Source organism: Sphaerisporangium rufum, from assembly GCF_016863395.1.
GTDB classification, from domain to species: Bacteria; Actinomycetota; Actinomycetes; order Streptosporangiales; family Streptosporangiaceae; genus Sphaerisporangium; species Sphaerisporangium rufum.
Window position 1 is genome coordinate 17,426 of sequence record NZ_BOOU01000021.1, and the last position, 13,404, is coordinate 30,829.

Genomic DNA, 13,404 nt, shown 5'->3' on the forward strand with positions numbered 1-13,404 from the left:
CTTTCGACCATGGACGCCTTCACCACGCACACCGGCCGGGCCGTGCCGCTGCGCCGCAGCAACGTCGACACCGACCAGATCATCCCCGCCGTGTGGCTCAAGCAGGTCAGCCGGACCGGCTTCGAGAAGGGCCTGTTCGCCGCCTGGCGCGAGGACCCGTCGTTCGTGCTGAACGACCCGGCCTACGCCGGCGCCTCCGTGCTGGTCGCCGGCCCCGACTTCGGCACCGGCTCCTCCCGCGAGCACGCGGTGTGGGCCCTGCAGCAGTACGGCTTCCGGGCGGTCATCGCGGCCCGGTTCGGCGACATCTTCCGCAACAACGCCACCAAGATGGGGCTGCTGCCGGTGGTGCTGCCCGCGGCCACCGTGGAGGCCCTGCAGGCCGCCGCGGAGGCCGACCCGGCCACCGAGGTGACCGTCGACCTCCAGGCCCGCCAGGTGCGCTGGGGGAGCGAGACCGCCGGCTTCGAGATCGACGACTACACCCGCTGGCGGCTGCTGGAAGGGCTGGACGACATCGGGCTGACCCTTCGGCACGCCGAGGAGGTGGCCGCCTACGAGGGCGGCCGGCAGCGGTGGCTGCCGACGACCGTCTGACCGGCGCCCCGGGCGGACGGGCCGGCACGGCGGGCGGGCGACGCCCCCCGCCGTGCCGTCCGGCGCCGGAATGGACGCGGCTATGCGGTGATACCTGGTGATCTGCCACCCCACCTGGGGCGATATCGGCCGCCCGCGCACCCGTCCGGCGGCCCGCCGGACGGCCGGATCCGACACGCCGAGCAGGCGCAACATCGCGGAATGTGATTGAGTCCTGGCCGCCTGTCCCCTAATTTCAAGCGGGTAAGGGGTTTCTGACCGTTGACCGGTGGGTGCGTGCCGAAACCCCGTGCTACGCACACCGGGTGAGACGGGGTCGCGCGCCAGCGACGGCGACGCTCACCCGTTGGACAGCGGTGATCAGGGGGAGCAGAGCTAGATGAACAAGCGAGAACTCGTGGACGCGATCGCAGATCGGGTCGGCGACAGGAAGACCGCGACCGAGGCCGTGAACGCGATCATCGAGGCCATCCAGCACGCCGTCGCGAACGGGGAGAAGGTCTCGATCACGGGCTTCGGCGCGTTCGAGATGGCGCACAAGCCGGCCCGGCAGGCCCGTAACCCGTCGACCGGCGAGCCCATCAAGGTGGCGGAGAGCTGGGGCCCCAAGTTCCGGCCCGGCGCCGACTTCAAGGAGCTGGTGAACACCTCCGGGAAGAAGGCGTCCAGGAAGAAGTGACCGTTCCACCAGTGCCGGCGCCCGGTCACCCGTCAGGGGGGCCGGGCGCTCGCGTGCCGGGGGGCGGCGGCTCCGGAAGCGGGAAGCCGGCCAGGGTGATCGCGGTGACGGCGCCGCCGGCCACCCGGATGTTCACCCGCTGGCCGGAGCGCAGCAGCCGCAGCGGGCTCGCGTCGAAGGCGGCCGCGCCGAACGGGATCTCGGCGCCGTCGTCCAGCAGGACCGAGCCGGCGCGGGCCGCCGGGTCGAACGCGCGTACGGTGCCCTGCACGCCGGCCAGTCTAGCCCCGGGCACGCGCGAGGCCGCGGCGGCACGGTCCGGCGGCGTCACGGCTCCCGCGGGTCGCCCGCCGCGGCGCCGCCGGGCGGCCGCTCGATGTAGGAGGCGAGACCGCGCAGGATGATCTCCAGGCCCAGGTCGAACCGCTGGTCGTTGTTCTCGGCGAAGAAGTCCGCCGACAGCTCGACCAGGTTGGGGAAGCGGTCGGGCGGCAGCTCCTCGAAATAGCCCTGGATGGTGGCGCGCATCTCGTCCCAGCTGGCCAGCTCGGCGGTGCGCCGGCGGTCCTCCCACATCTGCTCCTCCAGCACGAAGGCGTCGGTGTAGGTGGCCAGCAGGTCGCCGGCGGTGGCCGCCAGCCGGGGCGGCAGCCCGGCCGCCCGGAAGATGGCGATCAGGCGTTCCATGTACGGGAACAGCTGCGGGGTGAACGGCAGCCCGGACATGGACACCTTGGCCATGTCCCGGTGGGCCAGCAGGCGGGCCCGGCCGCTGCGGGCGAACTCCTTGAGCTGCTCCTGCCAGTGCTCGGGGTCGGCGTCGGGCAGCGGATACTCCCGGAACAGCCGCTCGTACATCAGCTGCAGCAGCTCGTTCTTGCTCGCGACGTGCGCGTACAGCGCGGAGACCGCGACGCCGAGCTCGCCGGCGACCTGGCGCATGCTGAGCCGGTCGAACCCGTCCCGGTCCAGTACGTCGTAGGCGGCGTCCACGATGCGGTCGCGGGTGAGCGGGACGCGTGCCGGGGCCTGCCTCCGCCGCGAGCGCGCCCACGGGGGCGGCGGCACGGAGTCGTCCTGCTCCGGATCGCTCATGCGTCATCGCCCTTTCGCGCCCTCGGATGGTCCCGAGGAGTCTAGTCGGCCACCCTCCGGCCGCCCGCGCACCGCGGGCCCGGCCGCCCACGCACGTCGGTGAACGAGAATTCGCGATATATCTTGTCAGGGGGAGTCTTGCGACATATCTTAAGAACAGCGCACTTTGCATAGTACGCTGTTCAATGATAGAACAACGCTCAGTCTATTGAACAGTGTTCATCTCTACGGCGCCGAGCCGGCGCGCACACCCCCTGGAGGAATCCCATGACCAGCGTCGACACCGGTGTCCAGCCGGCTCCGCCCGGCGCCGCCCCGCCGTACCGATGGCGGTGGGCCGCTCTCTTCGTGATCCTCGCCGCCGAGGTCATGGACCTGCTGGACGCGACGGTCACCAACATCGCCGGCCCCACCATCCGGGGTGACCTCGGCGGCAGCGCCGCCGTCATCCAGTGGCTCGGCGCCGCCTACACCCTGGCCATGGCGGTCGGCCTGATCACCGGCGGGCGGCTCGGCGACATCTTCGGCCGCAAGCGGATGTTCCTCCTCGGCGCCGCCGGGTTCACCGCCGGCTCGCTGCTGTGCGCGGTGGCCCAGGAGCCCTGGCAGCTGGTCGCCGCCCGGGTCGTCCAGGGTCTGTTCGGCGCGGTCATGCTGCCCCAGGGCCTCGGCATGATCAAGGAGATGTTCCCGCCCGAGGAGATGCAGAAGGCGTTCGGCCTCTTCGGTCCGGTCATGGGCCTTTCCTCGGTCGGCGGTCCGACGCTGGCCGGCTGGCTGGTCGAGGCCGACCTGCTCGGCACCGGCTGGCGCATGATCTTTCTGATCAACCTGCCGCTCGGGCTGGCCGCCGTGCTGCTCGGCCTGCGGTTCCTGCCCGAGTCCCGCTCTCCGCGACCGCCGCGGCTGGACATCCCCGGGGCGATCCTGGTCTCGGCGGCCGGCCTGCTGCTGGTCTTCCCCCTGGTGCAGGGCCGCGAGTACGACTGGCCGCTCTGGTCGTTCCTGATGATCGGCGCCTCGGTCCTGGTCTTCGTGCTCTTCGGCCGCTACGAGGCCCGGCGCGGCCGGGCCGGCGGCGACCCGCTGGTCGTTCCCGGCCTGTTCCGCAAGCGTGCCTTCACCGGCGGGCTCGTCCTCGGCCTGGTGTTCTTCGCGGCCATGATCGGCTTCGTGCTGTCGCTCAACCTGCACACCCAGATGGGCCTGGGGTACTCCACCCTCAAGGCCGGCGTGTCGATGATCCCGTGGTCGCTCGGCATGGTGATCGGCTTCGGCATCGCCCAGCCGCTGCAGAAGTTCGGCCGCGGGCTGCTCCAGGGCGGAACGGTCGTCATGGCCCTCGGCGTGCTCGCGCTCGTCGTCACGCTGAACATGGCCGGCACCGGCCTGACGCCGTGGCAGCTGGCCCCGGCGCTGGCGCTGACCGGCATCGGCATGGGCGCGATGATGGCGCCGTTCTTCGACATCGTGCTGGCCGGCGTGGAGGATCACGAGACCGGCTCGGCCTCCGGCAGCCTGACCGCCGTCCAGCAGCTCGGCGGCGCGTTCGGCGTGGCCCTGCTCGGCACGGTGTTCTTCGGCATGATCGGTGGTGGGGTCACCGGGGCGGCCGACGACCAGGCGCCGCGGCTGCGCACCGCGCTGGCCGCCGCCCAGGTGCCCGCGCCGGCGCAGGACCGGTTGGTCGCCGGGCTGCGTGCCTGCGGCCGCGACCGGGTGGTGGCCGAGGACCCGGCCGAGATGCCCGCCTCCTGTGACCGGCTGGTGGCCGAGGCCCGGGCCGCCGCGCCGACCCCGCAGGCGGCCGCGGACATCGCCCGGGCGCTCAACGACAGTGGGCGCCGGTCGGTCCAGGAAGGCTCGGCGAGCGCGATGAAGTCCGTCCTGTGGCTGGTGGACGGCATGTTGCTGCTCGTCCTGCTGATCTCCTTCCTGCTGCCCCGCCACGCCCGGGAGAACGGCGGCCCCGGTCACTGACCGCCGCCCGGACGCCGGGACCGCCGCTAGCGGTCCCGGTCCGGCGGCCAGGCCGCCGACTCCCGCAGGGTCGCCACCACGGCCGCGGTGTGCGGGCCGACGCCCAGGGCGAGCGCGGCGGCCAGGTCGGCCGGGGTGTCGACGTCCCGGCGGACCGAGGGCACGCCGGGCACGGCCAGCTCCTTCGCCCCGCCGGCCAGGTGCCGGGCCCGGGACTCGCCGCCGAATCCCGGGGTGAACGCCACCCCCGGGCGTACCCCGTAGAACGTGGTGCCGATCTCCGCCGCGTCCGGCAGGAACGCGCTGTCGAACTCCCCGGCCGCCGCCAGCACCGCCGCCAGCTCCGCGGGCCGCAGCGCGGGCAGGTCGGCCTGCAGCGCGCCCACCGGCCCGGCCGGCGCCAGCCGGGCCGCCTCGGCGCCGCCGTGCCGCAGCGCGGCGTTCAGCCCGGCCAGCGGGTCGGGCACCACGCGGGCGCCGAGCGCCGCCAGCGCCGCCGCCGGCACCGGATCACCGGTCACCACCACCACCCGCGCCACCGCCGGGCAGGCCAGGGCCGCCGCCACCGTGTCGCAGGCGATCGCCACCGCCAGGGCGGCCCGGTGCGGCCCGGTCGCGGCCGCCAGCCGGGTCTTGGCGGCGAGCAGCGTCTTCACCGGCACCACCAGGGTCCAGCCGGGGGGCCCGGGACGCCCGCCGGGATTCGTACCGCGCATAGCCTTAAGCATCGCGCCTCGACATCCTGTGCGGCCAACCGGGAGACTGAGGGCGCCCGCATGACTTGGAGGAGTCGATGAGCCGCCCCGGACGCCCGCCCATCCACTGGGAAGCCCTGGTCGTGATGATCGTGAAGACGGTGCTGTACCTCTTCACCAAGCGCGACTGGCGGGGCGCCGAGCACCTGCCGCGGCAGGGCGGTGTGATCATCGCGGCGAACCACCTGTCCTGGACCGACCCGCTGATGCTGGCGCACTACGTCTACGACGGCGGCCGCTGGCCGGTCTACCTGGCCAAGTCCGGAGTGTTCGACATCCCGGTGATCGGGTCGATCATCCGCAAGTGCAAGCAGATCCCGGTGTACCGCGGCAGCACCGACGCGGCCCGCTCGCTGCGGCACGCCGAGGACGCGCTGCGCGAGGGCGCCAGCGTGATCTTCTATCCGGAGGGCACGATCACCCGCGATCCCGACCACTGGCCGATGGCCGGCAAGACGGGCGTGGCCCGGCTCGCGCTGGCCACCGGCGTGCCGGTGATCCCGGTCGCGCACTGGGGTGCCCAGGAGCTGCTTCCGTACGGGGGCAGGCGCCCTCGGCTGTTCCCGCGCAAGACGTTCCACGCGCTGGCCGGCCCGCCGGTCGACCTGTCGCGCTACCAGGGGCAGCCGATGCGCGGCAAGGTGCTGCAGGAGGCCACCGCCGACATCATGGCCGCCATCACCGCCCAGCTGGCCGAGCTGCGCGGCGAGAAGGCCCCCGACGACCCGTTCCAGGCCGAGACCCGTGCGGGGTGACGCCGGCCGCCCGGCTGCGGGTGGCGTCACGCGGTGGCGCGGTGCGCGTACGGTGTGCCCATGACCAAGGCCGCGGTTCTGGGAACCGGTTCCTGGGGGACCACCTTCGCCATGATCCTCGCGGAGGCGGGTACCCGGACCACGCTGTGGGGCCGGCGCGCCGAGGTGGTGGAGGCCATCGACCGCGCGCACGAGAACCCCGAGTACCTCCCCGGCGTGCGGCTGCCCACTTCGCTGCGGGCCACCACCGACCCGGCCGAGGCGATCGACGGCGCCGACTTCGTGGTGCTGGCCGTGCCGTCGCAGACGCTGCGCGGCAACCTGGCCGGCTGGGCGCCGCTGCTGCCGCCGCGCGCGGTGCTGGTCAGCCTGATGAAGGGCATCGAGCTGCGCACCTGCAAGCGGATGAGCGAGGTCATCTGCGAGGTGGCCGAGGTGCCCGCCGAGCGGGTCGCCGTCGTCTCCGGGCCGAACCTGGTCGGCGAGCTGGTCCGGCGGGAGCCGGCCGCCACGGTGGTGGCCGCCTGCGACGACACGGTGACCGCGCGGCTGCAGGACGCCTGCCACCTGCCGTGGTTCCGGGCCTACACCAACGCCGACGTGGCCGGGGTGGAGCTCGGCGGCGCGGTCAAGAACGTCATCGCGCTCGCGGTGGGCGTCGCGGCCGGAATGGGGCTCGGTGACAACATCCGGGCCACCCTGATGACCCGCGGGCTGGCCGAGATCGCCCGGCTGGGCGCGGCGGTCGGCGCCGACCCGCACACCTTCGCCGGCCTGGCGGGCATGGGCGACCTGGTGGCGACCTGCACCTCCCCGTTGTCGAGGAACCGCACCTTCGGCGAGAATCTCGGCCGGGGCATGACCATGGCCGAGACCATCGCGGCGACCAGGCAGACCGCCGAGGGGGTCAAGTCCTGCGAGTCGGTCCTGGACCTGGCAAGGAAGCACGACGTGGAGATGCCGATCACCGAGGTGGTGGTGGGCGTCGTCCATGACGGAATGACTCCCAGCGAGGCCGCGATGCTGCTGATGTCGCGGACTCCCAAGCCGGAACGGTACGGCGTGTGACTTCATCGCGGCGGTTACGCAGGAAGGCCGGCGAGAACACCCGGGCGGTGCACCTGCCGCCCGCCCCGCCCGCCGGCCGGTTACCGATCGGCCTGCCTGTGTGGCGGTCGGCGACCTGGGGTTTCGACGGTTCGGCCGAGTACGCCGACGTGCTCGGCGACCGGGCACCGGGCTTCGCCTACAGCAGGATCGACAATCCGACGGTGGCCGCCTTCGCCGCGGGCATCGCCTCGCTGGAGGGCGCCGCCGCCCCCGAGGACGTGGCGGGGCAGGCGTTCCCGTCCGGGATGGCCGCGGTCAGCGCGGTGTTCATGACCTTCCTGCGGGCCGGCGCGCACGTCGTCGCCCCCGCGCCGGTGCACGGCGGCACCCACGCGCTGCTGGCCGGCGTGCTGGCGCGGTTCGGGGTCACCGCCGACTTCGTGGACTTCTCCGACCTGCGCCGGGTGCACGCGGCCGTCCGCCGGCAGACCAAGATCATATATGCCGAGACGCTGGGCACCACCACGATGGCGGTGGCCGACATCCGCGGGCTGTACCGCATCGCGCGGGACGCCGGCGCGCTGCTGGTGGTCGACTCCACCTACGCCACGCCGGTGGTGTGCCGGCCGCTGGAGCACGGTGCCGATCTGGTCGTCCACTCGGCGACCAAGTTCATCGGCGGGCACGACGACTGCGCCGGCGGCGCGGTGGTCGGCCGGCCCGACCTCATCGCCCACGTCCGTGACGTGCGGGTCGACACCGGGGCGGCGCTGGCGCCGGACGAGGCCTTCCTGCTGCGCCGGGGGCTGTCCACCCTGCCGCTGCGGGTGCGGCGGATGTGCGCGACCGCGATGGTGTTCGCCGCGGCCGTGGCCAAGCATCCGGGCGTGCGCCGGGTCGACTACCCGGGCCTGCCCGACCACCCGGGCCACCAGCTCGCCCGCCAGCTCTTCGACGCCGGCCCGGAGGGCACCCGGTTCGGCGCCTGCGTCTCGGTGATCCCCTACGGCGGTTACGAGGCGGGGGTGATGCTGGCCGACACGCTGCGGACGGCGCGGATCGCCGCCTCGGCCGGCGGCGCGCAGACCAAGGTGGTGCACCTGGCCTCCGCCGCCCGCGGCCGGCTGGCCGAGGCGGGGCCGGCCGGCGCGGGCACCGACCCGGGCGCGGTCCGCTTCGCGGTCGGCCTGGAGGACGCCGAAGATCTGATCGCGGACGTCACCGGAGCCCTCGACGGGCTGCGCTCCGGACCCGCCGCCCGCGGCTGATCCGCGGCCGGCCCGCCACGCGGTGGTACCTGACAAGCGGGGACGACCTGGGCACACGGTAGATTCGGGAATCATGAACGAGCAGCACGAGTCACGGCCCCGGATCCGGGTGGCGGTCGTCTTCGGCGGGCGCAACTCCGAGCACGCGGTCTCCCTGCTGGGCGCGGGCAACGTCCTTTCGGCCATCGACCGCGCGAAGTACGACGTCGTCCCCATCGGGATCGGCACCGACGGCCGCTGGGTGCTGGCGCCGGACGACCAGCGCTTCGAGATCGAGGGCACCGAGCTGCCCTCGGTCGACGCGAGCGGCACCGAGGTGGCGCTCCCTTCAGGTGCGGGGGCGCTGGTGACCCTGGAACCGGGGCGGATCCCCGACTCGCTCGGCCAGGTGGACGTGGTCTTCCCGATGCTGCACGGTCCCTTCGGGGAGGACGGCACCATCCAGGGGCTGCTGGAGATGGCCGGGGTGCGCTACGTGGGCTCCGGCGTGCTGGCCAGCGCGGTGGGCATGGACAAGGCCTACATGAAGGCGGTGCTCGCGGCGGCCGGGCTGCCGGTGGGCCGCTACGTCGTGGTGCGCGACCGCGACTGGCGGTTGGAGCGCGAGCGCGTCCTGAAGGAGATCGAGGATCTCGGCCTGCCGGTCTTCGTCAAGCCATCCCGGGCCGGCTCCAGCCAGGGCATCTCCCGGGTGGACGGCGCCGAGACCCTGGAGCGGGCGATCGAGCTGGCCCGCGAGCACGACCCCAAGGTGCTGGTCGAGGCCGCCATCGACGGCCGGGAGATCGAGTGCGCGGTGCTGCAGTCCCCCGGGGACGAGCCGCCGGGTGCCAGCGTGCCCGGCGAGGTGCTGGTGAACGACCAGCATGATTTCTACGATTTCACGGCCAAGTACATCGGTTCCGACATCGAGCTGCGGGTGCCGGCCGACCTGCCGGAGCAGGTGGCCGAGGAGCTGCGCCGGATGGCGGTGCGCGCGTTCGAGGCGCTCGGCTGCGAGGGGCTGGCCCGGGTGGACTTCTTCTACACCGCCGACGGCCGGCTGCTGCTGAACGAGATCAACACGATGCCCGGGTTCACCGCGATGTCGGTGGCGCCGCAGCTGTGGGCGGCCTCCGGCGTGTCGTACTCCGAGCTGGTGGACCGGCTGATCCGGCTGGCGCTGGACCGGCCGGCCGGGCTGCGCTGAGCCGGCGGCCGTGGACGGGGGAGGGTCAGCCGGGGAACGCCGCGCTGACCGGGGCGGCCAGATCGACGAGCACGGCGGCGGCCTGGTGCTCGCGGGAGATGGTCACCTCGACGTACCCGCCGCGGGCCAGGGCCGTGAAGAGCGCCGGCCGGGCGGGGTCGGCGTACCAGGGAACCCCGTTGATCTCCGGGACCTGCTGGTAGGGGTCGAGCCGGGCCGGGCGGGGCACCCCGCAGCGCAGGGTGATCTCTCCTTCGCCCCAGACCGCCACGTAGGGCGAGGGCGGGTCGCTGCGGCCGCGTTCGGCGCCGTCCAGGGTGCGCGGCAGCCGGTCGCCCAGCGCCGCGCAGGCGGCCGCCGTGGCGCCGCGCGGTGCCGGCGGGTCCACCCGTACCGTGCCGCCGCACCCCGCGAGCACCATCATGGCGATCATGATCGCGGCGGCCGGCGCGCCGACGCCGGCCCTGGCGACCCCGAACATGCTCCCCCCGCAGGTGGCCGGCGCTCAGATATGGACGATCGGGCAGGTCAGCGTCCGCGTGATCCCTTCGATGGACTGGATCTGCGCGACGACGAGCTTGCCCAGCTCGTCCACGTTGTTCGCCTCGGCGCGGACGATCACATCGTACGGGCCGGTGACGTCCTCGGCCTGGGTCACCCCGGTGATCACCTTGATCGCTCCGGCGACCTCGGCGGCCTTGCCGACTTCGGTCTGGATAAGGATGTAGGCCTGCACCATCAACGTCCTCCCGGCGGGCGAGCTGCGTAAGTGCGGTATCTGGATCAGTGCCGAATCGCCACCGTACATGGAACACACCTGGAGGTGTGATATCAGAGTCGCAGATCTTGGCGAATTCGGGATTATTGCCCGTGTTGCTGGGCGTTTGCCGCAACTTCCGGCGGTTCTCCTCGGTCCGGGCGACGATGCCGCCGTGCTCCGCGCCCCCGATGGGCGAGTCGTCGTGACGACCGACCTCCTACTCGAGGGTAGGCACTTCCGCTGCGATTGGTCCAGCCCGTACGACATCGGCCGCAAGGCGGCGGCGCAGAACCTCGCCGACGTGGCCGCCATGGGGGCCCGGCCGACCGCGCTGGTCGTCGGGCTCGGCCTGCCGGGCGAGCTGCCGGTGGAGTGGCTGGACGGCCTGGCCGACGGCCTGCGCGACGAGTGCCTGCCGGCCGGGGCGAGCGTGGCCGGCGGCGACATCTCCCGGTCGGAGAGCGTGGTGCTCGGGGTGACCGCCCTCGGCGACCTCGGCGGGCGCCCGCCGGTCACCCGGTCCGGCGCCCGGCCGGGTGACGTGGTGGCCTTCGCCGGCCGGCTCGGCCACGCCGCGGCCGGGCTGGCGCTGTTCCTGGCCGGCCGGGACGACCTCCCCTACCCGGACCTGGCGGCCGCCCACCGCCACCCGCGGCCGCCGTACGACTGCGGGCCGGCGGCGGCCGGGCTCGGTGCCACCGCGATGGCCGACGTGAGCGACGGGCTGGTGCAGGACCTCGGGCATATCGCGGCCGCCAGTGGTGCCGGCGTCGTGCTGGACCCCGGCGCGCTGCCGGTGCCCGAGCCGCTGCCGGCCGCCGCGGCCGAGCTCGGCGTGGACCCGCTCGGCTGGGTCCTGGCCGGCGGTGACGACCACGCGCTGGTCGCCACCTTCCCGGCGGACGCCGTGCTGCCCGGCGAGTGGCGGGTGATCGGTGAGGTGGTCGCCGGGCAGGGTGTGCAGGTCAGCGGGTACGACCGGCCGGAGGGTGGCTGGGATCACTTCCGTGAATAACGAGAAAATTGTGACGTGCATGTGTTTAAGGTGTTATGAAGTGGGGCGCTAGGTTTCTACAAGGAAGGCGCTTCATGGGACGGGGACGACGTCAGAAGTCATCCCGGGGCCGGGGGGCCGGCGACGAGCAGCCGGACGGCTACCAGGACGGGTGGGGTGACGACGAGCGCGGCACCCGGGAGTGGCTGGGCGAGGACGACGAGCCGGGCTGGCTGGACGACCCGGAGGACGCGCCGGCCGCGGAGCCGCCGCCGCGCTCGCGCTCGGCGGCCTGGGACGCGCCCGCGCCGGCCTGGCCGAGCGCCTGGGACGACGACTCCGCGTCCGGCGGCACCCCGCCAGGCGACCCGCGGGACACCGGCACCCCGCCAGGCGACCCGCGGGACACCGGGGTCCCGGACGGCGGCACCTACCGCCTGCCCGCCCCCGCCACCGGCGATGTGTTCACCCCGCCGGCCCGCCAGGCCGCGTCCGGGCCGTTCCCGGCCGCCGGCGGCGACGTGTTCGATCCGGCGCCCGGCGAGCCGCCGGCGGCGCGCCGCCCGGGCGAGGATGATCTGCTCGCCGCCCGCCGCAGGGCCGGCGACGACCCCACCGCGGTACTCGGCCGCTCCGGAAATGATCCGCTGTCTTCCCCCGGCTTCCCGGACCCGCTGACCGGCGTCCCGGACGCCGCCTTCCCCGCCGGTTCCGGATCGCCGGGGGGCTCCGGATCCGCCGAGGACCCGCCGTTCCCCGCGTCCGGCGCGGACGACCTGTTCGCGCCGCGCGGGCGGGCCGGAGCCGACCCCTACCCGGCCGCGGGCCGGGCCGGCGCCGGGCCGGCGCCCGGCGGGGACGACGTGTTCGCCGCGCCGCGCCGGGAGACCGGCACCTACATCATGCCGGAACCGGCGGCCGGCCCGGCCTTCCCGCCGCCCGCCGACCGGCGGCCGGGCCCCGAGGCGCCCGGCGCCTTCCTCGGCGACCATCCGGCCGCCGTGGATCGTCCCGGATCGCCGGCCGGCGACCTCTGGCCGGACGCCGCGACCGGCGTCCTTGCGGCCGTGGAGCAGCCCGGCCGGCCGGCCGCCCCGCCCGCGCCGGGAGCACCCGCGCACGATCGGACGCCCGGCGCCTCCGGCCACCTGGCGGGCGATCCGGTGCCCGCCGGCGTCCCGGACGGCCACGAATCCGAATGGGCGCCCGGTGGCCCGGCGGCGTTCGCCGGTGATCGCGACCCCGGCCGCCCGGAGTCCGGCGACGGCGACGGCGACGACGGCCTGGTGCGCGTGGGTGACGGCCCCGGCTACCTGCCCGCGGACCGCGGCGCGCCCGCCGGCGACCTGACCTCGTTCGCGCTCCGCGACCGCCGGCGCCGGCGCGGCGGTGACGCGGAGGCCGGCGAGCCCGGCGACGCCCCGCCCGGCCGCGGCCGGCGGCGCGGCGCCGGCGCGGCGGACCGCCCCGGCGGCCGCAACGGGCGCCGGCTGGCCATGTTCTCCGCGCTGGCGGTGGCCGTCGCGGTGGCCAGCGTCGTCGTCGGCGTCAAGCTCTCCTCCGGGCTGCGGCTCGACGAGGACAAGTGCCCGTCCGGCCAGGACTGCGTGGCCATCGCCGAGGGCCGGCCGTCGGCCGGTGCGGTGCCCACCCCGGCGGAGACCGGCTCCGCCGACCCCGGAGAGTCGGCCACCCCCACCCGGACCCGCGGCGCGGACCGGACCGCCACGGCGCGCCCGTCGCGCCGCCCGGCGCCGACGGCCACCGCGCGCCCGACCCGGCCGCGGGTGTCCGCCACGCCCCGGCCCAGCCGCAGCACCCGGCCACCCGCCGACGACCCCGACCTGCTGGACCCGCCGCGGGACCGGCCGGAGCCGTCGAGCTCGCCCGACGCCACACCGAACGACCCCGACATCTCGCCGGGGCGGGTGGCCGTCGGGTTCGCGGTGGCCGAGTCCTCGCCGGACGGGTACACCGGGCGGTTGACCATCACCAACACCGGTCCGGTGCTCGCCGGATGGGGACTGCGGGTGGAGGTCGGCGGCGACGTCATCGACGTCACCGGGGCGAACTGGACCCAGGACGGCGCGGAGCTGGCCCTGACCTCCGAGACGTCGCTGGCACCGGGCGAGCGGGCGGTCGTCACGTTCACCGCCGACGGCGACTCCGCGCCGCCCGGCGGCTGCGAGCTGGACGGCGGCACCTGCGAGGTCGACATGGGGAGCCTGGTGGCCCCGGAGGGGGAGACCCAGGCCGCCGGCTGAACCGGCGTCCCCGCGGCG

General features: G+C 74.6%; 14 protein-coding genes. 9 read left to right on the forward strand and 5 right to left on the reverse strand.

All coding sequences use genetic code 11. The features are described 5' to 3' along the window. The first annotated feature begins 9 nt into the window (after window positions 1-9). Complete coding sequence (gene leuD / locus Sru01_RS07425; RefSeq protein WP_203983136.1) at window positions 10-597, forward strand: 3-isopropylmalate dehydratase small subunit; 588 nt, start codon at window positions 10-12, stop codon at window positions 595-597. Window positions 598-976: 379 nt separating this feature from the next. After that, entirely contained in the window at window positions 977-1,276 is a 300-nt protein-coding gene (locus Sru01_RS07430; RefSeq protein WP_203983137.1) for an HU family DNA-binding protein, read from the forward strand. Window positions 1,277-1,301: 25 nt separating this feature from the next. On the opposite strand, the gene Sru01_RS07435 is transcribed toward Sru01_RS07430, so the two are convergent. Both Sru01_RS07435 and Sru01_RS07440 read right to left on the reverse strand, forming a co-directional pair. Beyond that, the gene (locus Sru01_RS07435; RefSeq protein ID WP_203983138.1) at window positions 1,302-1,547 is read right to left on the reverse strand and encodes a hypothetical protein; all 246 of its coding nucleotides are present in this window, start codon (window positions 1,545-1,547) and stop codon (window positions 1,302-1,304) included. Between the two features lie 56 nt (window positions 1,548-1,603). Next, window positions 1,604-2,371, reverse strand: coding sequence for a TetR/AcrR family transcriptional regulator (locus Sru01_RS07440; RefSeq protein ID WP_203983139.1), 768 nt, complete (start codon window positions 2,369-2,371; stop codon window positions 1,604-1,606). Between the two features lie 267 nt (window positions 2,372-2,638). Here Sru01_RS07440 and Sru01_RS07445 point away from each other — a divergent pair, with 267 nt between their 5' ends. Beyond that, complete coding sequence (locus Sru01_RS07445; protein ID WP_203983140.1) at window positions 2,639-4,351, forward strand: MFS transporter; 1,713 nt, start codon at window positions 2,639-2,641, stop codon at window positions 4,349-4,351. Between the two features lie 26 nt (window positions 4,352-4,377). Here the strand turns inward: Sru01_RS07445 and cofC are convergent, their stop codons facing one another. Further along, window positions 4,378-5,067 carry a 2-phospho-L-lactate guanylyltransferase gene (gene cofC / locus Sru01_RS07450; RefSeq protein ID WP_203983141.1) on the reverse strand — a complete coding sequence of 230 codons (690 nt, stop codon included), beginning with the start codon at window positions 5,065-5,067 and terminating at the stop codon, window positions 4,378-4,380. A gap of 77 nt (window positions 5,068-5,144) precedes the next feature. Between cofC and Sru01_RS07455 the strand changes: the two genes are divergently transcribed. The 4 genes from Sru01_RS07455 to Sru01_RS07470 all read left to right on the forward strand — a co-directional run bounded on the left by Sru01_RS07455 (window position 5,145) and on the right by Sru01_RS07470 (window position 9,368). Next, window positions 5,145-5,861: a lysophospholipid acyltransferase family protein gene (locus tag Sru01_RS07455; RefSeq protein WP_203983142.1), complete on the forward strand. Its 717-nt coding sequence runs from the start codon at window positions 5,145-5,147 to the stop codon at window positions 5,859-5,861. A 60-nt stretch (window positions 5,862-5,921) separates the two neighbouring features. Then, entirely contained in the window at window positions 5,922-6,929 is a 1,008-nt protein-coding gene (locus tag Sru01_RS07460) for an NAD(P)H-dependent glycerol-3-phosphate dehydrogenase (RefSeq protein WP_203983143.1), read from the forward strand. Beyond that, entirely contained in the window at window positions 6,926-8,179 is a 1,254-nt protein-coding gene (locus tag Sru01_RS07465) for a trans-sulfuration enzyme family protein (RefSeq protein ID WP_239137074.1), read from the forward strand. The genes Sru01_RS07460 and Sru01_RS07465 overlap by 4 nt, the downstream gene beginning before the upstream one ends. A gap of 73 nt (window positions 8,180-8,252) precedes the next feature. Beyond that, window positions 8,253-9,368, forward strand: a complete 1,116-nt coding sequence (locus Sru01_RS07470; RefSeq protein WP_203983144.1) for a D-alanine--D-alanine ligase family protein — start codon at window positions 8,253-8,255, stop codon at window positions 9,366-9,368. A 25-nt stretch (window positions 9,369-9,393) separates the two neighbouring features. Here the strand turns inward: Sru01_RS07470 and Sru01_RS07475 are convergent, their stop codons facing one another. Further along, window positions 9,394-9,849, reverse strand: coding sequence for a DUF3515 family protein (locus tag Sru01_RS07475; RefSeq protein WP_203983145.1), 456 nt, complete (start codon window positions 9,847-9,849; stop codon window positions 9,394-9,396). A 24-nt stretch (window positions 9,850-9,873) separates the two neighbouring features. Beyond that, window positions 9,874-10,107, reverse strand: a complete 234-nt coding sequence (locus Sru01_RS07480; RefSeq protein WP_203983170.1) for an Lrp/AsnC ligand binding domain-containing protein — start codon at window positions 10,105-10,107, stop codon at window positions 9,874-9,876. Between the two features lie 67 nt (window positions 10,108-10,174). Between Sru01_RS07480 and Sru01_RS07485 the strand changes: the two genes are divergently transcribed. Further along, complete coding sequence (locus Sru01_RS07485; protein WP_203983146.1) at window positions 10,175-11,143, forward strand: thiamine-phosphate kinase; 969 nt, start codon at window positions 10,175-10,177, stop codon at window positions 11,141-11,143. A 74-nt stretch (window positions 11,144-11,217) separates the two neighbouring features. After that, window positions 11,218-13,386: a hypothetical protein gene (locus Sru01_RS07490; RefSeq protein WP_203983147.1), complete on the forward strand. Its 2,169-nt coding sequence runs from the start codon at window positions 11,218-11,220 to the stop codon at window positions 13,384-13,386. Window positions 13,387-13,404: the final 18 nt, after the last annotated feature.